Annotated in this window: 20 protein-coding genes and 3 tRNA genes; 8 read left to right on the top strand and 15 right to left on the bottom strand. The window is 63.9% G+C overall.

Annotated elements, in window-relative coordinates:
- Positions 1-61: 61 nt before the first annotated feature.
- Together IPK66_12730 and IPK66_12725 are read right to left on the bottom strand one after the other, a co-directional pair.
- Positions 62-135 (bottom strand) — tRNA-Gly (locus IPK66_12730).
- A gap of 44 nt (positions 136-179) precedes the next feature.
- Positions 180-265, bottom strand: a tRNA-Tyr gene (locus IPK66_12725).
- Positions 266-431: 166 nt separating this feature from the next.
- Here IPK66_12725 and rlmB point away from each other — a divergent pair.
- The 3 genes from rlmB to IPK66_12710 all read left to right on the top strand — a co-directional run bounded on the left by rlmB (position 432) and on the right by IPK66_12710 (position 1,913).
- On the top strand, positions 432-1,373 hold the full coding sequence (gene rlmB / locus IPK66_12720; GenBank protein ID MBK8176083.1) for a 23S rRNA (guanosine(2251)-2'-O)-methyltransferase RlmB: 942 nt from the start codon (positions 432-434) through the stop codon (positions 1,371-1,373).
- Positions 1,352-1,804: an isoprenylcysteine carboxylmethyltransferase family protein gene (locus IPK66_12715; GenBank protein MBK8176082.1), complete on the top strand. Its 453-nt coding sequence runs from the start codon at positions 1,352-1,354 to the stop codon at positions 1,802-1,804. Before rlmB ends, IPK66_12715 begins: the two co-directional genes overlap by 22 nt.
- Positions 1,805-1,837: 33 nt before the next feature.
- Positions 1,838-1,913, top strand: a tRNA-Thr gene (locus IPK66_12710).
- A gap of 326 nt (positions 1,914-2,239) precedes the next feature.
- Here the strand turns inward: IPK66_12710 and IPK66_12705 are convergent.
- From IPK66_12705 to IPK66_12695, 3 genes are all read right to left on the bottom strand, one after another.
- Positions 2,240-4,564: a tetratricopeptide repeat protein gene (locus IPK66_12705; GenBank protein MBK8176081.1), complete on the bottom strand. Its 2,325-nt coding sequence runs from the start codon at positions 4,562-4,564 to the stop codon at positions 2,240-2,242.
- A 257-nt stretch (positions 4,565-4,821) separates the two neighbouring features.
- Positions 4,822-5,844 carry a haloacid dehalogenase-like hydrolase gene (locus tag IPK66_12700; protein MBK8176080.1) on the bottom strand — a complete coding sequence of 341 codons (1,023 nt, stop codon included), beginning with the start codon at positions 5,842-5,844 and terminating at the stop codon, positions 4,822-4,824.
- A gap of 81 nt (positions 5,845-5,925) precedes the next feature.
- A complete protein-coding gene (locus IPK66_12695; protein MBK8176079.1) occupies positions 5,926-7,569 on the bottom strand; it encodes an arylsulfatase in 1,644 nt (547 codons plus the stop codon).
- A gap of 575 nt (positions 7,570-8,144) precedes the next feature.
- On the opposite strand from IPK66_12695, the gene IPK66_12690 reads away from it, so the two are divergent.
- On the top strand, positions 8,145-8,885 hold the full coding sequence (locus tag IPK66_12690; protein ID MBK8176078.1) for a hypothetical protein: 741 nt from the start codon (positions 8,145-8,147) through the stop codon (positions 8,883-8,885).
- Between the two features lie 101 nt (positions 8,886-8,986).
- Positions 8,987-9,232, top strand: a complete 246-nt coding sequence (locus IPK66_12685; GenBank protein ID MBK8176077.1) for a hypothetical protein — start codon at positions 8,987-8,989, stop codon at positions 9,230-9,232.
- A gap of 81 nt (positions 9,233-9,313) precedes the next feature.
- Here the strand turns inward: IPK66_12685 and arsM are convergent, their stop codons facing one another.
- From arsM to IPK66_12640, 9 genes are all read right to left on the bottom strand, one after another.
- Positions 9,314-10,123, bottom strand: coding sequence for an arsenite methyltransferase (gene arsM / locus IPK66_12680; protein ID MBK8176076.1), 810 nt, complete (start codon positions 10,121-10,123; stop codon positions 9,314-9,316).
- Between the two features lie 71 nt (positions 10,124-10,194).
- A complete protein-coding gene (gene arsB / locus IPK66_12675) occupies positions 10,195-11,286 on the bottom strand; it encodes an ACR3 family arsenite efflux transporter (GenBank protein ID MBK8176075.1) in 1,092 nt (363 codons plus the stop codon).
- A 69-nt stretch (positions 11,287-11,355) separates the two neighbouring features.
- Positions 11,356-11,778, bottom strand: a complete 423-nt coding sequence (arsC, locus tag IPK66_12670) for an arsenate reductase (glutaredoxin) (GenBank protein ID MBK8176074.1) — start codon at positions 11,776-11,778, stop codon at positions 11,356-11,358.
- Entirely contained in the window at positions 11,702-12,100 is a 399-nt protein-coding gene (locus IPK66_12665; protein MBK8176073.1) for a metalloregulator ArsR/SmtB family transcription factor, read from the bottom strand. The genes arsC and IPK66_12665 overlap by 77 nt, the downstream gene beginning before the upstream one ends.
- 76 nt (positions 12,101-12,176) lie before the next feature.
- Positions 12,177-12,863 carry a response regulator transcription factor gene (locus tag IPK66_12660; protein MBK8176072.1) on the bottom strand — a complete coding sequence of 229 codons (687 nt, stop codon included), beginning with the start codon at positions 12,861-12,863 and terminating at the stop codon, positions 12,177-12,179.
- Positions 12,856-14,442: a DUF4118 domain-containing protein gene (locus tag IPK66_12655; protein MBK8176071.1), complete on the bottom strand. Its 1,587-nt coding sequence runs from the start codon at positions 14,440-14,442 to the stop codon at positions 12,856-12,858. Before IPK66_12655 ends, IPK66_12660 begins: the two co-directional genes overlap by 8 nt.
- Before the next feature lie 128 nt (positions 14,443-14,570).
- Positions 14,571-15,701 carry a sodium ion-translocating decarboxylase subunit beta gene (locus tag IPK66_12650; protein ID MBK8176070.1) on the bottom strand — a complete coding sequence of 377 codons (1,131 nt, stop codon included), beginning with the start codon at positions 15,699-15,701 and terminating at the stop codon, positions 14,571-14,573.
- Between the two features lie 485 nt (positions 15,702-16,186).
- Positions 16,187-16,720, bottom strand: coding sequence for a hypothetical protein (locus IPK66_12645; GenBank protein ID MBK8176069.1), 534 nt, complete (start codon positions 16,718-16,720; stop codon positions 16,187-16,189).
- 208 nt (positions 16,721-16,928) lie between these two features.
- On the bottom strand, positions 16,929-17,597 hold the full coding sequence (locus IPK66_12640) for a dienelactone hydrolase family protein (protein MBK8176068.1): 669 nt from the start codon (positions 17,595-17,597) through the stop codon (positions 16,929-16,931).
- Positions 17,598-17,793: 196 nt separating this feature from the next.
- On the opposite strand from IPK66_12640, the gene IPK66_12635 reads away from it, so the two are divergent.
- The 3 genes from IPK66_12635 to IPK66_12625 all read left to right on the top strand — a co-directional run bounded on the left by IPK66_12635 (position 17,794) and on the right by IPK66_12625 (position 19,799).
- The gene (locus IPK66_12635) at positions 17,794-18,282 is read left to right on the top strand and encodes a PaaI family thioesterase (protein ID MBK8176067.1); all 489 of its coding nucleotides are present in this window, start codon (positions 17,794-17,796) and stop codon (positions 18,280-18,282) included.
- Positions 18,276-18,701: a PaaI family thioesterase gene (locus IPK66_12630; protein ID MBK8176066.1), complete on the top strand. Its 426-nt coding sequence runs from the start codon at positions 18,276-18,278 to the stop codon at positions 18,699-18,701. The genes IPK66_12635 and IPK66_12630 overlap by 7 nt, the downstream gene beginning before the upstream one ends.
- Positions 18,702-18,929: 228 nt before the next feature.
- Positions 18,930-19,799, top strand: a complete 870-nt coding sequence (locus tag IPK66_12625; protein ID MBK8176065.1) for a substrate-binding domain-containing protein — start codon at positions 18,930-18,932, stop codon at positions 19,797-19,799.
- Between the two features lie 55 nt (positions 19,800-19,854).
- On the opposite strand, the gene ychF is transcribed toward IPK66_12625, so the two are convergent.
- Positions 19,855-20,952 carry a redox-regulated ATPase YchF gene (gene ychF, locus IPK66_12620; GenBank protein MBK8176064.1) on the bottom strand — a complete coding sequence of 366 codons (1,098 nt, stop codon included), beginning with the start codon at positions 20,950-20,952 and terminating at the stop codon, positions 19,855-19,857.
- Position 20,953 lies beyond the last annotated feature (1 nt).

Genomic DNA, 20,953 nt, shown 5'->3' with positions numbered 1-20,953 from the left:
TTCAGTGAATCGAATGCGGCAGTCGCTCGACCTGTTCGTTGGTGGCAGAAACCCTCGCGCGTGGAGCGGGTGAAGGGAATCGAACCCTCGTATGAAGCTTGGAAGGCTTCCGCTTTACCATTAAGCTACACCCGCGAGCCAAGCCACGAATTAGGCGGTCCGCGCACCGACCCCGAGGCTGGTGGAGGGGGTAGGATTCGAACCTACGTAGGCGTGCGCCAACGGGTTTACAGCCCGTCCCCTTTAGCCACTCGGGCACCCCTCCGGCGCGCCGTCGGCATCGGATGACCGGCCGAACGAGCGCTTGCACATATTGCTTTTACCACCGCTTGTCAACGCCCGAAAAACGACGCACGTGTTGTTCTTGCCGCGGTGCGGCCGCGTGACCGTGATTTTCGAGCACTGCCATCGACAAGATGCTAAAGAACGTCATGCGTCAGCGCAAGCACCCTCGACCGGCACGCGGGCCGGCTCCTTCGCGACAGGCATCCGTAGCCGAGCTCGGCGGATTCCAACCGCCGGCGCACCAGCGCGCCCGCCCGGCGCGCGACGTCGCCGTCGGCGCCGCCCCCTCCGAGTTCGAGCGGGCCGCGGGCGGACTGTGGCTCTATGGCCGGCACGCCGTCCTCGCCGCGATTGCCAACCCCCGCCGGGACCTCGATCGCCTTCTGGTCGTCGCCGATCTCGCCGATGCCCTGGCCAGGGCGGCGGCCGGGGCCGCGAGCCAGACGGGAGTCCGGCGGCCGCCGGTCGAAGTCGCCGACCGGCGCACGATCGAGGCGGTACTGCCGGAGGGCGCGGTACACCAGGGGCTTGCCGCCCTCGCCCGCCCGCTCGCCGCCGTCGATCTCGAGGCGCTCATCGCCAAGCTCGCCGACGACGACAGGGCGCTCGTCGTCGTGCTCGATCAGGTCACCGATCCGCGTAACGTCGGCGCGGTGCTGCGCTCGGCCGAAGCCTTCGCCGCCGCCGCGGTCATCGCCCAGGACCGGCACGCGCCCGATGAGTCCGGCCCGCTGGCGAAGGCGGCCTCGGGCGCGCTCGAGGCGGTGCCGCTGGTGCGTGTCGTCAACCTCGCGCGCACCCTGCGCAGCCTCAAGGACGCGGGGTTCTTCTGTATCGGCCTTGCCGGCGAGGCGAGCGCGCGCCTCGGCGACCTCGATCTCGGCGGGCGCACCGCGCTGGTTCTCGGCGCTGAGGGCGACGGACTGCGGCGCCTGGTGCGCGAGACCTGCGACGGGCTGGCACGCATCCCCATCGCCCCTGGCATCGACAGCTTGAACCTCTCGGCGGCCGCGGCGATCGCGCTTTACGAATGCGCCCGCGCCCGCGCCCTGGCGGAGACCGCCGCATGCGCGCCTCCCGGCTGCTGATCCCGCCGGTGTGGTTCGCGCTGGCGGCGCTGGCGATGCTGGCGCTGGACCGGGCGCTGCCCATCGCGGACGTGCTCGCGCCGCCGTGGAACCGCTTGGCCATCCTGCCGGCCACCGCCGGGCTTGGCCTCGCCCTCTCGGCGCTCGCCTGCTTCTTGCGGGCGAGAACCCCCGTCGAGCCGCGGCAGGTGCCCCGCGCCCTGGTCGCCGAAGGCCCTTATCGGCTGACCCGCAATCCGATGTACCTCGGCCTTTCGTTGTGGCTGCTCGCCCTTGCCGTCTTCCTCGGCGCGCTCTCGCCGTTCGCGGTCATCCCCGTGTTCGTCGCGCTGATCACCCGCCTGTTCATCTGCGGCGAGGAACGAATGCTCGAACAGCACTTCGGCGACGACTTTCTCGCCTACAAGGCTCGCGTGCGCCGCTGGATCTGAGGTAAGCTGCGCGCGCTTCGTTCGACGCGCCGGGCCGGCGTAGCTCAGCAGGTAGAGCAACCGCCTTGTAAGCGGTAGGTCGCGGGTTCGATTCCTGCCGCCGGCACCACCCCCGCCCCGTCTCCGCGGCGAATCGGCCCAAGCGCCTAAGCCGGCCGCCGCTTCGTTTCCGCCGACGACCAAATCCAGGCTCTAATTCATTGCAATAACGTGATGTTTTCTAAACTCGCGCGAACGTCGTCGGTTGTCGCCAATTGTCATCGTTTCCGGGCAGGCGCACCGCCTCGCTGGTCTTGGCGATCTGGAACATAAAGCGAACATAGCACGCCTTCCTGACAAGTCAAGCTGTCAAGGCGTCGTCATGGTGGCGCATCATCGCCGAGCCGGTTGACCCGGCAACACGTCCGGCCGCCAACGTGACGGCACCACCGTTTCTCAATCGCGCCCGCCGGCCTGCCGCGCGATCTCGTCGCGCAGTGGACGCGCCTGCGGATCGAGGGCGACCAACTGATCGGCCCAGGACAGCGCGGCGGCGCGGCGGCCGGCATCCCGGTTGATCGTGATGAGCGCAATCAGCATGTCGCGATCGGCCGGGTGGCGGCCGTGACCGGCTTCGAGAACGGTAAGCGCCTCGTCCGTTCGGCCCGCGGCGTTGAGTGCGATCGCTTGGACATAAGTGTAGCGGGCGTTCGCTGGATCGAGCGCCGCGGCGCGCGCGAGTTCTGGCAGGGCCTCGGAATTGCGATGTTGGCGCACAAGGTTGAGGCCGAGCGCGTGATGCAGGTCGGCGTCGTCGGGCAAACGCGTCAGCGCCGCGCGCAGGATGTGCTCGCCGTCGCCGTCGCGGCCCTGATGAGTATAAAGCTCAGCGAGACTGACGTCGGCCGGCACGAACGAGGGGTCAAGGCGGCGGGCGGCGTTGAATTCCTCCTCGGCTTCGGTGATCCGCCCGAGGCGCTGATAGAGCGTGCCAAGGTTGACGCGGTGTTCGGGCCGGTCGGCGTTGATCCGCTGCGACGCCACGAAATCGTCGATGGCTCGGGCCAGCGTCACCCGTTCGTCGGCGGTCAGCCGCTCCTTGGGCATGTCGGCGAGCAGCGAGGCGGCCTCCATGCGCACGGCCAACACACGATCGGCAAGCAGCGGGGAAGCGAGCGGCCAGATGTTCGGCGCCGGATAGGGGCGTAGCGTGCGCAGTGCCGCCATCCGCACCAGCGGGTCGTCGTCGACGAGCCCGCGGCGGGCCGCCATCACCGCCGCGCGGCCCGGATTGTCGGCGAGGCTGTCATAAGCGGTGGCGCGAGCGATCGACGGCGCATCGGGGCTGACGGCGAGCTGGAGCAGTAGGGAAGCCGCCTCGGGCCTGCCGGCACGGGAGGCGGCGAACGTCTCGGTCCAGGTCTGAAAGCCCTTGCGCTCGGGCCCGTACCAGCGCTCGACCGCCGCTGCAGCCCATGCGGCATCCTTGTCGGCGTGGCAATCGTTGCAGGCGTTGGACGTGCCGAAACGCACCGATTCGTCGGGGCGGGGAATGCGAAAACCGTGATCGTGCCGCGGATCGACGACCATGTAGGTCCGCACCGGCATGTGGCAGGCGACGCAGCGCCCGCCCGCTGAACCCTCCCCATGATGATGGTGCGACGCGGTTGCGAATTTGTCGCCGTCGTGGCACTGGAGGCAGACGCCGTCGCCCTCAGCGCGGACGTGCAACGCGTGCGGATCGTGGCAGTCGCTGCACGTCACGCCCGCCATGAACATCTTGCTCTGGCGGAACGAGGCATAATTGTAGACCTCGTCCAGCATCTTGCCGTCGGCCTCGAACAAGCCTGGTTCGAGCAGGCTTGGCACGTGCGTCTGCAACAGCGACTGACCCGGTCGCCAGGGCTCGGCAATCTTGCTCGCGCGCGCATGGCAGATCCCGCATGTTTCCACCTCCTTGGCGCTTGTCCGCGGCACACTGCGGTGGGCGCTGCCGATCGCCGGATCGAGGGTCCACTGCACGTCCTTGCGTTCGTCGAAATGGACGCTCAGGCCATCCGCGCCGCGCCTGTTCCCTTTTGCCCACGCCACATGAGCTGATCCCGGGCCGTGGCAGGCTTCACAGGCAACGTCGATCTCGGCCCAGGTGGTGGCGTAAACATTTTTCGCCGCGTCGTAGTTCTTACGAAGTTCGGTCGAATGACACTCGGCGCACTGAAAGTTCCAGGTCTGGTCGATGCCGGTCCAGTGCAGCGGATCGCCCGCCTTCAGGGTCCGATCAGGGTAGAGATGGAACCAGCGTTGTCCGCCCTCCGACTTCGGCCGTGAGTCCCAGGCGATCCCCAGAGCCTGCATCCGACCGTCCGGGAAGGCGATCAGATACTGTTGCAACGGGATGACCCCAAAGGTGTAGCGGATTTCGAAATCGGCGAGCTTGCCGTCCGGCCCGTCGGTGTTGACGTAGAACTTTCCGTCCCGTTTGAAGAACCGCGAGGTAATGCCGCCGTGGGTGAAGGTTACGCCGCCGAAAGCACCGAGGACCGTATTGTCCGTCGCCTCCTGCATTGCCAGGTCGTGATGCGAACCGCGCCAAGCCTCCATTTCATGCCGATGGCAGCTTTCGCAAGCGCTGCTTCCGACGAAGGTCGGCGCTGTTTCCGCCGATGGAAACGGAGCCGCACCGCAGATCGCGGGAGTCATGATCAGCGCAACGCTGAAGAGGACGGACATTCCGGCGAGCGCGAAGACCGAGCCGGGCACCGTGGGAGCTTTTCCGCTCATGCATCGTCTCCGGTATTGCCCGTCGATCCATCCAACCCGGAGGTCATTCAAGGGCTCAAAAATCAGCGGCCGGCCAAGGCGGGTGGCGGCCCGTGCAGGGTCATGCTTCACTCGAACGTGCGGGTCCCGCCACCTGATGTGTCAACGTGTTGGAGTGTCCGACAGCTTGCCAGAATACGCGCATTGGCGTCGCCGGACAGAACCCCGCGGTAAGAACAGCGATGCGAAGCGTATGCGCGGACGAATCCGCGCATGGCTTACTTGGACACCGTGGGAAAGATCGATTTCCAGTCGCTCTTCATGCTGATAACAACCCAGTTCTTCTGCTTGGCCTCATCCATCAGCGACTGCGAGAAGGTGCCGACCTTGGTGTCCGGCAGGCCGTTCGCCGGACCGTAGGCATATTCACGCTCGGCGTCGTCGTGCAGCACCAGCATCATCGGTCGAGCGCCGTCGCCCGCCCCTGTCCACTCCAGCATCTCGCGATCACCGCCGGAATTGCCGAACGCGGCATAGGGTCGCTTGCCGATGAACAAATTGATGCCGACGGGCTTGCCGGCCTTGTCATCGATGAAGAAGATCTTCGGCTCGCGCATCAACACCGGCTTGCCGGCATCGAGCTCGTACTTGGTCGTGATGCTTGAGCCGACCACTTGCTCGACCGGGACGTGATAGATCCGGTCACTAAATACGCGCACGAATTCCTGGCCACCACCAGTCACGATGTAAGTCCGGAAGCCGTTGGCGCGCAGATACGCCATCACCTCGAGCATCGGCTGATAGATCAACTCGGTCGGCGGCCGTTTGAACCGTGGATGTTCGGCGGTGGCCAACCACTGCTTGACGATGGCAAGAAACTCATCGGAGGTCATTCCGGCGTGGGTGGCGGAGACGATCGTCGCCCAATCCCCTTCGGTGAACTTGGCCATCGCCTCCCGATCGCCGGCCAGCACCGCCTTGAAGGGCTCCTCGGTCTTCCACTCTGGGTGCTGCGGAGCCAGCGCCGCGATCCGATCAAGGGCGAACATCGCCTGAGTGTAGATCGGATGCTCGACCCACAGCGTGCCGTCCTGATCGAAGGTGGCAATCCGGTCCTCGGGCGGCACGAACTTGGAACTGCCCTCGGTCGTCGTCGCCTTGACGAATTCGACGATCGCCTGTTTGGCTACCCCATCATTCCACGCCGGCAGCGGCTCCTCCTGCGCCCGGACCTGGGACGCAAAGAAAAGAGCGCCAAGGATCCCCGCAGCGAGCATGGAGATCAGAGTACATTTTCGCATAACTTAACCTTCCCGGCGGGTCTCACCTTGTGAAATCGGCTCGCCCCATGACGAAATGGGGTGAGCCTTGCGTTTTTCAGATTAGTTGCCCGTCGGCATCGGAAGCGAGAAGCCTTCTTTTTTCAGCGCGTCACGCACGTTCATGAAGCGCTCATACTGGCTCAGCGTGATCGGACCGGTATAGGTCTCGCTCTGGAGCTTACGCGGCGGATAGTCGACATACGTCTTCATCAGCTTTTGCATCTCGACGTTGGCGGGAACCATTGCCCACGTGCTCTCGGTGAACGTGGTCATGAAGATGTCGTAACGTTCCTGCGGGTCCTGCCACAGGTCGAACACCTGCGGCACGGTTGCGACATAGCTCTCAGGCCCTTTCCAACCCAAGTTGGTGTCAACGGCAAGGCCGCCGGTCGCTTTCCCGTCATCGCCACGAAGATTAAAGACGTACTTGTACTGCCCGACGCGGGCAGCACCCGGCGACAGCTCGTTCTCGGTGAAGTAGAACCAACTATTCCGCTCGGATGGTCCGCTGCCCAGCCAGACTGGCGTCATGTCGTAGCTGTCGAAGATTATCGGCTGACCATCCCGGTCCTTCTTCGGCAGCTCGACACCGGCGAGAGATGCGAAGCTGGCCATCAGGTCGAGGCCGCCGACGATGTCGTCGCTCTTGGAATGCGGCTGAACCTTGCCGGGCCAGCGCACGAATGCCGGCACACGATTGCCACCTTCGCGAACCGTGCCCTTCGTACCCCGGAACGGCGTGTATCCCGCGTCCGGATAAACGTCCTGCCAAGCTCCGTTGTCGGTGGTGAAGAACACCACCGTGTTATCGCTCAGCCCCAGATCATCGAGCTTCTTTAGAAGATTGCCGACGCGGGTATCCAGCTCGACGATCGAGTCGGCGTATTTGGTCTTGGACAGCGACTTGTGTTCGAACTCCGGCGCCGGAAGGTTCGGTTGATGCACCTTCATGAAATTGACGTTGATGAAGAACGGCGCCCCGGACTTCTTCGCCTCGTCGAGGAACCCGAGTGCGGCCTTCTCGACATAGGCGTCGAGGAAGGGGATGCCGACGACACCTTTCTCCGGCGTATCCACGTACTCCCCGTTAACCTTGAAGTCCTCGGTGGGCTTTTCGCCCGCCTTGCCGGAGAGCGATCCCTTCGTCACCTCCTGGAACATCTTCCGCAGCTCCGGGCTCATCGCCGGGAACCAGTTCGGATCGCCGTAAGTGTAGGCGTTCAAGTGGTAAAGGAAGGCATATTTCATCTCGTCGTAGCCCTGCGCGTTCGGCAGCGCGTAGTCGGCTTCGCCGAGATGCCATTTGCCGGTGAAGTAAGTATGGTATCCCGCCTGCTTGAGCACGGACGCCAGCGTCCACTCGGCGGCGGGCAGCCCGCCGCCCTGCCCCTGGAAGGCGACAGTCGTCATGCCGCTCCGGTTCGGAATGCGCCCGGTCTGGATCGCCGCGCGACCCGGCGTGCAGCTCGGCTGGGCGTAGAAGGTAGTGAACGTCATCCCTTCTTCCGCGAGTTGATCGAAATTCGGGGTCGGCATGCCTCGGGCTTTCCCCCCGAGATATGGCCCCAGATCGCCGTAACCGACGTCGTCGCCGACGATCAGCAGAATGTTCGGCTTGCTGCCTGCAACGGACTGAGCCTGCGCCGGCAGCGACGCGAGTGCGACAATGCCGATGGCAAGCACCGACACAATGGATCGTATCATGCGAGCTTTCCCCTCATTCCGGTTAGACCCAGTGTGATTTTCACATTCCCATCATAGACCGATAGTCTTTCCCGCAGATTCGCCAGTGCCCGTATTATCTGAATATGCGCCCCTCCCCTCAAGCGCGCCCAGCATCTGGCGGTACTCGGCGCCCTTTCCGGTCATGGAGCGCTCGACACTTTGCCAATGCCCCAGCACGTGTCGCGCCGACGACGTGGCTATGGCGCACCACGCCTTATTCTAAATCGTTGGAGTAGATTCTTATGACTGATAATGCGCGCCGCGTAAACCGGCGGACCAGAGGATCAACGCTCGCCACCGAACCCATCCCAATGGCTAACGAAAATCGGGCGAGCCATGTCTAGCCTGGGCGAGGCCGCCCGCAGTAGGTGCGAACATGTTCGCACCGCCCAAACTCCGCCCGAAACAGCGCGGGAACTTCCTTTCTTTCGCGCGGACGCTCGTCTAAGAGACTCGAGGTCGCGGCCGAAAGGAGCAACCGGCTTCACACGTGACGTGCGTGAGCTCGGTCAGGGATGATCGGTCAGGGATGAGAGACCGTCGGGCGACGAATGATGAGTGCTTCGGCCATCGCCTCATCCGCACCAGAGGAAGCGGGCGTTCCCGTACAGCCGCCGCCCGACGAAGTGCGGGCGCAGATTCGGCGTATCCTGGGGGATCCGGCATTACAGGCCAGCCCGGCCCGGCGCGAGTTACTTCGCTTCATCGTGGAGGAGACGCTCGCCGGCCGTGCCGACCAACTAAAGGGGTTCGCCATCGCGCTCGCCGTTTTTGGTCGCTCGGACGATTTTGCCCCCCAATCCGATCCGGTCGTGCGCGTCGAGGCGCGCCGTCTGCGCCGTGATCTCCACAGCTGCTATGACACTGCGGGAAAACGGGACCCGGTCGTCATCTCGATTCCCAAGGGTGGCTACGTGCCGCATTTCGCCTGCCAGGACAGCGATCCGCAACCGATGCCGCTACTACCGGGTGACGCGAGACCGCGCTCGTCCTGGCTGGCGATTGCTCTCGTGGCCGGCGTCGTTCTCGGGATCTGTGGGTGGCTTGGCGCGAAGCTGCTCGGTTCGACGTCTTGGCCCTGGTCTGGCGAAAACGGCGCAACGGAATTGCCTCGGCGGCCCAAGATCGCCGTGCTTCCCTTCTCAAATTTAGGGAACGACCGCGATCAGGCCTATTTCGCGCAAGGGATTACGGACCAGATCGTAACGGATCTCGCACGATTTAAGGCTCTGTTTGTCCTGTCCTTACAATCCACCGGGACATACCAGAAGGAGTCGGCGGATTTGCGTTGGTGACCAAGGCGATCGCGCTCAATCCCGGGTACCCGCAGTGGTATCGTGATCCCCTGATTTACACCTACTAGCAGAAGGGTGATTATCAGCGGGCGCTGGCGGAGGTGGAAAAACTACAGATTTTCCGGTTCTGGTCGTTTCTGTTTCGGGCGATGATACTCGGCGAACGCGGCCACAGCGACGAGGCGCGGCCGGCGATCGAAGCGGCGCTGAGGCTCGAGCCGGACGTTCGCGAACACTTCTGGGACATGGCGCGGATCTGGAACGTGCCAGACCCGCACATCGAGCACATGGCCGACGGCCTGCGCAAGGCCGGCCTCGCGATCACCCCAGCGCCACCGGCATCATAATGCCGACGCGACGTCAGTCCGCTCGCCCGTCGTTGGTAAGTTCCGACCACCGTAATCGGCGTGTTCCAAGGATGGCCCCGTCTACCCCGGTTTCGTCGCGCGCACCGTGATGCTTTGCACCGTGACGCCGCTCCGCCGAAACGCGGCGATATCGGGTCCTTCGACATGCGGGGCAAGGATATCATCGGGCAGATCGACAGGGGTGATTTCGGCGACCTCGATGTCCTCGAACCCCGCCATCCCGATCAGGCGCAGATAATCGCTCACGGGCAGCGCGCCGGCGATGCATCCGACATAAAGAGCGGCGGCCTCTCTGATCGGCGGCGGCAGTTCACCGGTGGCGACGATATCGGCGACGCAGAAATGCGCGCCTCGCCGCAGCACCCGGAAGATCTCAGCGAACGCGCGTGCCTTATTGGGAACGAGGTTCAGCACGCAGTTGCTGATGACGGCATCGACCGCCTCGCTGTCCACCGGCAGGCTTTCGATCTCGCCCAAGCGGAATTCGACGTTTTCGTAGCCGAGTTTCGCGGCGTTTTCCCGGGCACGGGCAATCATCTCGGCGGTCATATCGACGCCGATGACCCGCCCCGCCTCGCCGACGATCCGGCGCGCGACGAAGACGTCGATCCCGGCACCGGAGCCGAGATCGAGGACGACGTCCCCCTCCTTCAGACCGGCGTGGTGTGTTGGCACCCCACAACCAACGCCAAGGTCGGCCTCGGCGAGGTAGCCGTCGACGTGGTGATACGCGTCACCGATGATGTTCAAGCCAAGATCGGGACCGCTCGCAACCGCGGGGGACTTCGAACCACAGCAGCTCGTCCTGACCACGGCGGCCGCGGCGTAGCGCTCGCGCACAACCTGCTTGATCTCGGTCTCCATGCTCAAGGCGCTTATCTCCTCAGCTCGCAGACGAAAAACGGCGTCTCGCGCGGGCTCGGCACCGTTGCGGACAGCAATCAGCGAGCCCGTTCATACCACGCTTTGCTCCGCATCGTCATGCGGACGACGGAAAGCATCACCGGCACTTCGACCAGGACGCCAACGACGGTGGCGAGCGCGGCGCCGGAGTTGAAGCCGAACAGCACGATGGCGGTGGCGACGGCGAGTTCGAAAAAGTTCGATGCCCCGATCAGCGCGGACGGCGCGGCAACGCAGTGGGCGACGCCGACCTGGCGGTTGAGCAGATAGGCGAAACCGGCGTTGAAATAAACCTGGATCAAGATCGGCGCCGCCAGCATCAAGATGACCAGCGGCTGGGCGAGAATCTGCTCCCCCTGGAAGCCGAACAACAGGACCAGCGTCGCCAGCAGCGCGATCAGCGAGAGCGGATGCAGGGCCGCGAGCGTGCGCTCGAGTGCCGCGCCGCCTCTTGCCAGTAAGGCACGGCGCCAGAGCTGGGCTACGATCACCGGGATGACGATGAACATCACCACTGAGATCACCAGCGTTTCCCAAGGTACGGCAATCGACGACAGCCCGAGCAGAAAGCCCACGATCGGCGCGAACGCGAAGACCATGATCGTATCGTTGAGCGCGACCTGGCTGAGGGTAAACAGCGGCTCGCCGTCGCAAAGATTTGACCAGACGAACACCATCGCCGTGCACGGGGCGGCGGCGAGGATGATCAGCCCGGCGATATAGGACTCGATCTGGTCGGCGGGCAGCCAGGGCCGGAACAGATGGCCAATGAACAGCCAGCCCAAAAGCGCCATCGAGAACGGCTTGACCGCCCAGTTGATGAACAGCGTCACACCGATGCCGCGCCAGTGCTGCTTGACCTGATGCAAGGCGCCGATGTCGATCTTGAGCAACATCGGAATGACCATCAGCCAGATCAACGCGGCCACCGGCAGATTGACCCGGGCAATCTCGGCACGCCCAATTGCCTGGAATGGCGCCGGCAACCAGTGGCCGAGGGCAATCCCGGCGACGATGCACAGCGCCACCCACCCCGTCAGGTAGCGCTCGAACAGCCCGAGCGCCGGCCGCCGCTTCGAGGACTCACGCGCCTGCTCGCCGGCCGTCACCGCGATATCGTTCGCGCCCATGGTTTCTCCTTTTGTTTTATTCCCAGCCACGCGTGCGCGCGAGCGGGCAAGCGCACCCTGCCGCGAACGCTATCGGACCCTGTGCCCGCTCGCATCGGCGACGACTTCGCCGTCCTCCTTGACGAAGGCGCCGCGCTGGGGGTTCGGCAGAATGTCGAGGACCGCCTCGGACGGTCGACAGAGCTTCACGCCGAGAGGGGTTACGACAATCGGCCGGTTGATCAGGATCGGATGCTCGATCATGGCATCGATCAGCGCGTCTTCGCCGATCGTCGGATCGTCGAGGCCGAGATCATCGTAGGGCGTACCTTTACGCCGCAACAGATCCCGCGGCGTCATGCCGGCGCGAGAGATCAAATCGACGAGTTCGGCGCGGCCAGGCGGCGTCTTCAGGTACTCGACGACGCGCGGCTCCTCACCCGAGTTCCGGATCATCGCAAGGACGTTCCGCGACGTCCCGCACTTGGGATTGTGGTAGATCGTAATCGTCATGCGAGCCTCCTCCCCGCTTGAATCCGCAAATTTCCGGGCGCCCCTGGCAGCAGTCCTCGGTCAGGAACGCAACCAGCCGGCGTGTCCCCTCGATGTCGACGGCGTAGAAAATTCGTCGTTCGACCCGCCATGAGCGCAGCAGTCCCGCGCGTTCCAGTTGCGCCAGATGGTGCGACAGGGTCGACGGCGGCACGGCGATGCGATCGGCGATCTCGCCGGCCGGCAGTCCGCTCGGGCCTTCGCAAACCAGCAGCCGGAACACCGTCAGGCGGTGCTCCTGGGCAAGCGCGCCGAGCGCACCGATGGCGATCTTCATTTCCATGATTCGAAAATATTAGAAATATCGAAGGGCGTCAATGCCCGGGATGGCATCGAACCCCCGCTCACGATGGCGCGAGTCAGTCCGGTTCGTGCAACCGATAGCCGACGCCCATTTCCGTGAGGATGTAGCGCGGCTCCTGCGGCACTGGCTCGATCTTCTGGCGAAGCTGCTTGATGTAGATCCTCAGGTACTGCACGTCTGTCGGCGTCCTCCAGATTTCGCGCAGGAGAAACTGGTGGGTCAGAACCTTGCCGGCGTGGGCGACGAGAAGAGAAAGAATGTCATATTCCTTGCGCGACAGCTTGATTTCTTCGTTGTTGACGCGAACGATCCTGCGGACGAGATCCACAGACAGGACGCCGTTGCTGTAAACCGAGCGCTCGCCCTGCTGATGGTAGCGGTGCCGGATGGCGGTACGGATCCGCGCGATCAGTTCATCCATGCCGAACGGCTTGGTAACGTAGTCGTCGGCACCGAAATCGAGCGCTTGGACCTTGCCTTTTTCGTCGCCGCGGGACGACAGGACGATGACCGGCACGGCCGAATGGCGGCGGATCGAGCGGATCACCTCAAGCCCGTCCATGTCGGGCAGGCCGAGATCGAGGACGATCACATCCGGCGGGCTGCCACGGAGACGTTCCAGTGCCTCGCCGCCGGCTTCCGATTCCACCACCCGATACCCCTGCGCCGTCAAGCTGGTGCGCAGAAAGCGTCGGATCGGAGGCTCGTCGTCGACGATGAGCACGGTTACGGGATCAGTCATCGTCCACCCCCAAATCGCAGGGCACCGTGCCACTGTCCGGTCGCGTAAATCCGATCATGAAGACCGCACCAGGCCGGTCGGTCCGGTTGCCGGCGATGATCCGCCCGCCCATCGCCTCGACGAACCCGCGACAGATGGCAAGCCCAAGGCCGGTTCCGGCGCGTTGCCGCCTGCCGTGCTCCGAGCGATAGAACTTCTCGAAAATGCGCCGGACGTCCGGCGGGTGGATTCCTAGGCCCTCGTCGGTGATCTTGATCATGACGCGATCGTCGACCCAGCGTGCTTCTATGGTGATCGTCGATCGATCGGGTGAATATTTGGCTGCGTTGTCGAGCAGGTTGAAAAGGGTCTGCTCGAGGAGAACGCCGTCGATCGCGAGCATCGGCAGGTCGGGCGCGATGCTGAGCTGGAGCCGGTGGCGGCTGAGGAGGCGACGCGCCCGGCGTACCGCGGCGCCGATCACTTCCTCGACGTCGGTTGCCTCCCGCATCACCTGTAAGGTGCCCGATTCCACCCGGGTGATATCGAGGAGATTAGCGATGAAGCAGCTCATCCGTTCGGCTTCCTCGCGGATGGTCGCAACCAGGTCCTCGCGCTCCTGCTGCTCGAAGTAGGAGCTGTAGCAGCCGAGGCTCGTGGCCGCACCGAGGATGGACGCAAGCGGCGTCTTCAGATCGTGCGAGATCGACGACAGCATCGCCGAGCGCAGGCTCTCCGTCTCGGCCATCACCCGTGCCCGCTCGACATCGGCCGCCAGCAAGGATCGTTCGATGGCGACGGCAACCTGATCGGCAATCGCCTCGACAAAGTTGCGGTCGTCAGCGTCCAACGACGGGGGGCGTGCATCACGCGTGAGTCCGACGACGCCCACCGTGGTTGTCGCGATTCGCAGCGGCAGGAACAGGTATGTCGCCGAGGCCGCGGCATCATCATCGGTTGCACCGCGCTGCAGGGCGAGGGAGCGCCTGGCCTGTGCCAGGTCGCGCGGCTCGATCGAGACCGTCGGCGGGGCCGCGGCGCGGACGGTCATGGCGTCTTCCTCCGCCAGCAGAAGAATGGCGTTGACCCCGAGCGTCGCGGCGATATGCCGGACCGTGAGCGTCAACAGCTCATCGAGGTCGTCGACGGTGCTGAGCTGGCGGGCGAACGCGTAAAGCTCCGCGTTCACCGCTGCCCGACGTTCGGCCAGCGTTGCTGTCGTGCGGGCGCGCGCGGTCAGGCGGCCGACGAAGATGGCGACACCAACGAAGGTGATGACGGCAACGATGTTCTCGGGCTCCCGCACCGCCAGATTGTGCAACGGCGGAAAGAAGAAAAAGTTGAGCGAAACGCTGCTCAGTGCGCAGGCCAGGAGCGCGGGCGGCAACCCCCAGCGGGCGGCGCACAGGACGACGCCGGCGAGAAAGATCAGCGCGACATTGGCGACGTAGAGTTCCTTTTTGATCAACAGGGCAAGGCAGAGCGCGAGCGCCGTTACGATCGCGGCGGCGAGATAGGGCCACACCCGCCCCGCGTAGGCGGCCCCATCTCGCCGCCGCCGCAACCGCGGCTGCTCGGTCCTGTGCCTTAACCTGATCATGGACTTCAAGGTGATCCTGGTATCCCGCCCGGCGCAAGTAGCCGGGCGCAACACGCCGCCGTCCGCCAAGAAATTCGGACCCGGGCGGGGATTTGCCTCACCCGGGAACGAATGCATTTGATCCGACCCTATCGCACGCCCAGCAGCGCCAGCATGATGCCGCCGGAAATGGCCGTCCCGAACACGCCGGCGAGATTGGGTCCCATCGCGTGATAGATCAGGAAATTCTCCGGATTGGCCTTGTTGGCGACGACATGGGCAACGCGCGCGGCGATCGGCACGGAGGCGATACCGGCGGAGCCGAGGAGCGGATTGATCTTGTTGCTCATGAACAGGTTCATGATCCTCGCCGTCAGCACGCCCGAGCCGGTGCCGAAGATAAACGCGATCAGTCCGAGGAAGACGATCTCAAGGGTCTTGAGGGTAACGAAGGTATCGGCCGCCATGGTGGAGCCGATCGCCAAGGTCAGGGTGATGGTGATGACGTTCATCAGTCCACCACCGGCCGTTCGCGCCAAGCGGTCGACCATCAGCACTTCTTTCAGCAGATTGCCCAGCATGAGCATGGTGATGAGCGGTGCAACCGGTGGGAAAAACATATTGACGATAATCGCCATGACGACCGGAAAGACGATCTTTTCGAGGCGGGTGACCGAACGCATTTGCGGCATGCCCATCTCGCGTTCCTTCTTCGACGTCAGCAGCCGCATGACCGGCGGCTGAATCAGCGGCATGAGCGCCATGTAAGAATAGGCGGCGACCGAAATCTGCGGCAGCAGGTGGGGAGCGAGCTTCATCGTCACGAAGATCGCCATTGGGCCATCGGCGCCGCCGATGATGCCGATCGCGCCGGACTCGGAGATGGAGAAGCCGAGGGCTTTGGCGCCGATCAACGCGACAAAGATACCGAGGTGTGCCCCCGCACCGAGAATGACCAGCTTGGGATTGGCGATCATCGGACCGAAATCGGTCATTGCACCAACGCCGAGAAAGATCAGCGGTGGAATGATCAGGAGCGCCACACCTTGGTAGGCGTAATTGAACAATCCACCTGGCAGAATGAGATCGGAACCAGGAACATTGGAGACAACGCACGCAAAGCCGATGCCGATCAATAAGAATGGTTCATACTTCTTCGCCAATGCAAGATAGATCATGGTGCAGCCAATGGCGATCATGAGTGCATTGCCCCACCAGAACTTTGCAGCTCCGGTTTGATCGAGCAGCGCCTGCAAGAAAACGAGCGTTTGATCCCACATGCTTGTTACTCCCCATCCTGATTATTAATGACCGGCTTTCAGGTCTTTGTCTGACACAGAACCCAATCGATTCAGGTATGGAAAGCCTGCTAGCAAGATGCCGATGCCGGCGATGATGAAGAAGCTTAAGAAAAAATCGATGACGCTAAGGATTATAGCGCCATTCAACGCGTCAGGAATCATGACTGTGTGAGCCTTTTTCTCAGTTTCGCCGCCAAAGGTGGCGTGGACTCGACCGGCATCGTCTCGTATTCACGCAGATCAAGTGCTTATAAGGCTCCAGCTTTCCTCATATAAAAACAAGCCATGCCGAAATCGGCAAATATATACTTGGCGTATATAAATAATGCGAATGCGCATTATTCGCATATTGCGGACAGCCGCAGCTTGCCCATCCGCGGGTCTCGCCTCGCGGACAAGATCGGATCGTATGAGGTTGAGGCGAGGACGCGGCGGCGAGCGCGCGCCGGTCCTCGGGCGCAGGATCAGGCGGGTTCGGTTTGAACGCCGGTAGATCGAATCAACTCGTTGACCGCCTTGAATACGTCGCTGAGGCGGAGCACGCCCGTGATTACCTCGCCGCGCATGACCAGCAGTGACAGCTGGCGCTTGCGGATCAGCCGGTGCACCGCAAGGTCGAGGGGCGCGTCTTCGTCGATGATCTCATCGTCGGCTGGCTTGCGCAGCAGATCCTCGACGCGGATCGCGCCGATCCGTGGGGCGAGATCCGCGCGCAACCATTGACTCCACAACAGGCGGTCGTCGACTGTGCCAAACGGATCGATCGGAGGCTCGAAATGCGGCTTCAGGCCGTCCAACAAGTCCCATAAGGAAAGCTTACCGATGACGCGGCCGGCGCGGTCCTGAACGAGAACGCCGCGATCTCTGGGCCGAAACGGAACCGCGGACGGCCCCGTCATCACTTGAGCCAGCGCGGTGATGGCATCGCGCAGAGACGTTCCGACCGAAACATGACTATAGTCTTCGAGTGGAACCATCAGGTCCCTGACGATTTCCATCCACGGCCTCCCCTCTCACTACGCGGTAGACCGCCAACGAGGTGCCAGCGGACACTCACGTCATTGGGAAGGACTATACCCCTGCATCGTTCCACGAACCAGAGGTTCGCGCGCCCAGGGCGCTAAGCCCGCGCGCCCGTCTTGCTGCAACATCAGGTCGCTGCGGCGCCCCAACCATCGAAAAAATGGCGCGTAACCGTCAGCAGCATCAGGTCAGGTGCTGGGCGAACAAATCGAGCGTGCGGATCAGGGCAGCGTTGGCGGCGGCGGGTCGAAAATCAGGGCGTTGATCGCAATTGAAGCCATGACCCGCACCGTCGTAGACCCACAATGGCGCCTGGGGATAGGCCGCTCGCACCTTTTCGACGTTTTCAGCGGGGATTAGCGCATCCTCGGCGCCAAAATGGAAGGTGACGGGGCAGCGTGGGCGCTCGCTGAGAAAGTCAACGATATGGCGGCCATAATACGCAGCAGCGCAGCCGATGTTGAGACGACAGGCGGCAAGGAACGTGACCGAGCCGCCCCAGCAGTAGCCGACGACGCCGACCGCGCCGTCGGCACGCAGCGCCTTGGCTGATGCCGCGATCTCGCGCATCGGCGAGTCCCAGCCGAGCGCGGCGACGAGGTCGCGGCCTTCGACGATGCCCGCCTCATCATAGCCAAGCTCGACACCTGAACGCAGCCGGTCGAACAGCGCCGGGGCGATTGCCGTGTAGCCAGCGGCGGCAAAGCGCTCGCAGACGGAACGGATATGGGCGTTGACGCCGAAAATCTCCTGGACGACGACCACCGCGCCCTTGCGCGGCGGAACCGTTTCCGCATGCCAGGCGGTAAACTCGTGCCCATCCTCGGCCCGCAATCGGATGACCTCGCCCATTTTGTCCCTCCTTTTCTGCCTACGCTGGTGGACCCCGACCGGAATGCTGAGGCGGCCGCTTGTGCCGGACGCGCGCGAGCCCGCGCAATGCTGCCATTCCGCCGGCCAAAGCGCTTCGCGCGCGGCGATAATGCTGATATGAAGCGATCTCGTCGAGACTGCGATTGCTCGCCTCACCGAGAGTATCCCAGCCAGCATGTCGCCGAGCACGCCTGCCCCCCGTCCCGATCTCGCCAAGATCGTCGCCGCTTTCGCCGAGATCCCTCACTGTCGTCTCCTTGGCATGCGCCTGGAAGAGGTCCGGCGCGGCAGCGGCATAATGAGCGTCGCCTACGACGAGCGGCTTGCCGTCGATGCCACAAGCGGCATCATGCATGGCGGCGTGATCACGGCCCTGCTCGATACGCTCTGCGGTCTGGTGGTGATGGCCTCGGTACCGGAAGGAACGCCGCTCGCCACCCTTGATCTCAGGATCGATTATCTGCGCCCGGCGCCTCCCGGCGAGGCCATCCGCGCGTCCGCCGAATGCTACCGCACGACGACGAGCATTGCCTTCGTCCGCGGCATCGCCTTCTTTGGACCGGATGAGAAGCCGGTGGCGCATTGCACCGGAACGTTCATGCTGGGCGGCGTCGGCTTCAGCGCCTCGGCGGCCGGCAGTCAAGGGACGAACGAGACATGCTGACCTCGATCGAGGCGCTGCGATCGAGCGGTGACTTCGCCGCACTTAACGATCTCGTGCCTTACGCGCGGACGATGGGTATCGAGCTGATGCGCGACGAGGACGGTCTCGTCACCGTCCTTCGCTTTCGTGAAAGCAACATCGGCAACTTCGTCGTTCGGGCGATTCACGGCGGCGTCATCGGCGCACTGCTCGAACACGCGGCGATGATGCATCTTCTGGTTGAGACCGACATCGCCGTCGTTCCCAAGATCGTCAATGCTTCGATCGATTACCTGCGGCCATGCCGCGCGGTCGATACGTTCGCCCGCGGCACCGTCATCCGCCAGGGACGGCAGGTTGCGAACGTGCGCGTCGCCGCGTGGCAGGAGGATTGCGATCGCCTGGTCGCCGCCGCGCACGCGCATTTCCTGCTGACCTGAGCCACCGCCAGGCGCCACCCTGCAAGCGTCACTCCGCAGGCGCCTTTACATCAGCGTCGCGCCCACATTACGCCCCGCGGTTGAATTTCGCGCGCGCATCCGGACTTGCGCGTAGGCACGTGCTCGTTTACCGTTTATCCATCTGATCTCGCGTACGGTGGTTGAGTGATGCTCCGTCGCTGCCATTGGTCGACGTAATCTGTCGCCTGCCCATTGCCGAGGTCGACCATGCCGTTTTTTCGCACCACTACCGTATGCCTTGCTCGCTCAGCCACACGGTTGACCGTGTGCGCCGCGCTGTTCGCAATCGTCACATCGTTTGCGATGAACGGCGTGCGCGCTGAGGAGATCCGGATCGGCGGCACCGGCGCCGCACTCGCCAACATCGAACGCCTTGCCGACACCTTCGCCGGCACGCAGCCGGGCACGACGGTGAAGGTCATGCCAGGTCTCGGGTCTTCCGGCGGAATCCGGGCGCTGCTCGCCGGCGCCCTCGATGTCGCCGTGAGCGCGCTTCCCGCCGAATATGACGAGGGCACCGAAGGCCTCGTCAGCACGGCCTATGCGCGCACCCCTTTTGTGTTTGCGACCCGGATGTCGTCTGTTACCGGCTTCACCGAAGCTGACCTCGTCCGCGTCTACGCGGGCGAGATCACCGCTTGGCCGGACAAGACGCCGATCCGGCTGGTATTGCGGTCGCCAACCGACAGCGATACGCACATACTGCAGGCGATGTCGGACGCGATGCGCCGGGCCGTCGATCTCGCTTACGAGCGGCCGGGGGTGATCGTTGCGCAAACCGACCAGACGAATGCCGATGCCCTGGAATCCGTGCTCGGCGCGATCGGCACAAGCACGCTCGGGCAGATCGTCGCCGAGCATCGGCCCCTGCGCGCGCTCGCCGTCAACGGCGTCGATGCCAGTGTCGGCGAGATGGACGCGGGACGCTACAGGCTGGTGAAAACCCTCTACTTGGTGACGCGTAGCAAAGCGTCGCCGCTGGTCCACAGCTTTGTCAGCTTCGTGAAGTCCGACGCGGCGCAGCCGATCCTGAGCGAGCAAGGCTACACGCCGGACAAGAGCGACACGAAGCAATAGGCCGTGCCGCGTGCCGACGCCCAACGCCTCCGGGTGACGACGATCAGGCTCCTGCTCAGACGTTGAAACGGAACAGCATGATATCGCCGTCGGCGACCACGTAATCGCGGCCCTCGGAGCGCATTCGACCGGCGTCGCGCGCCGCCTGCTCGCCGCCGAGGGCGATGAAGTCGTCGTAGGCGATGGTCTCGGCGCGAATGAAGCCTTTTTCGAAGTCGGAATGAATGACACCGGCGGCACCAGGGGCGCGCGTGCCGCGCCGGATGGTCCAGGCGCGACTCTCCTTCGGTCCCGCGGTAAAGTAGGTGATCAGGTCGAGCAGCCGATAACCGGCATGGATCACCTGCGCGAGGCCGGTCTCGACCAACCCGAGGCTGGCGAGATATTCCGCGCGATCTTCCTCCGGCAATTCGGCGACCTCGGCCTCGATGCGGGCGGAAATGACGACGGCCCCAGCCCCCTCCTCCGCCGCACGCCCGGCGACGCGCCGGGTCAGATCGTTTCCCTCGGCGGCGTCGTCCTCCCCGACATTGCAGACGTAGAGGACCGGCTTGGCCGTCAGCAATTGCAGGCTGGCGAACGCTTTGCGTTCATCCTCGGCGACGGCGAGCGCGCGCGCCGGGCGCCCTTCACGCAGCAACGCGACCGCCCGTTCGGACAGCGCCATCGCCTCCTTCGCCTCCCGCTCTCCGCCACGCGCCCGCTTGACGAGACCGGTCAGCCGGCGCTCGAGGCTCTCGAGATCGGCCAGCATCAGCTCCATCTCGATGATCTCGGCGTCATGCAACGGATCAATCGCGCCGCCGACATGCACCACGTCGGAATCGTCAAAGCAGCGCAGCAGGTGAATGACGGCATCAACCTCGCGGATGTGGCCGAGGAACTGATTGCCGAGACCCTCGCCGCGGCTAGCCCCCTCGACGAGCCCCGCGATGTCGACGAACTCAAGCTGAGTCGGCACGATCTTCGCCGATTTGGCAATCGCGGCGATGCGAGCGAGGCGCTCATCGGGCAGCGCGACGCGGCCAACGTTGGGCTCGATGGTACAGAAGGGGAAATTCGCCGCCGCCGCCGCGGCACTCGCCGTCAGCGCGTTAAACAGCGTCGATTTGCCAACATTGGGCAGACCGACAATCCCACAGTTAAAACCCATC

The organism is Rhodospirillales bacterium (assembly GCA_016712595.1).
GTDB lineage: Bacteria > Pseudomonadota > Alphaproteobacteria > Rhodospirillales > Defluviicoccaceae > Defluviicoccus.
The sequence above is the reverse complement of the archived record's forward strand: the minus strand, read 5'-3'. Positions and strand labels throughout refer to the sequence as shown.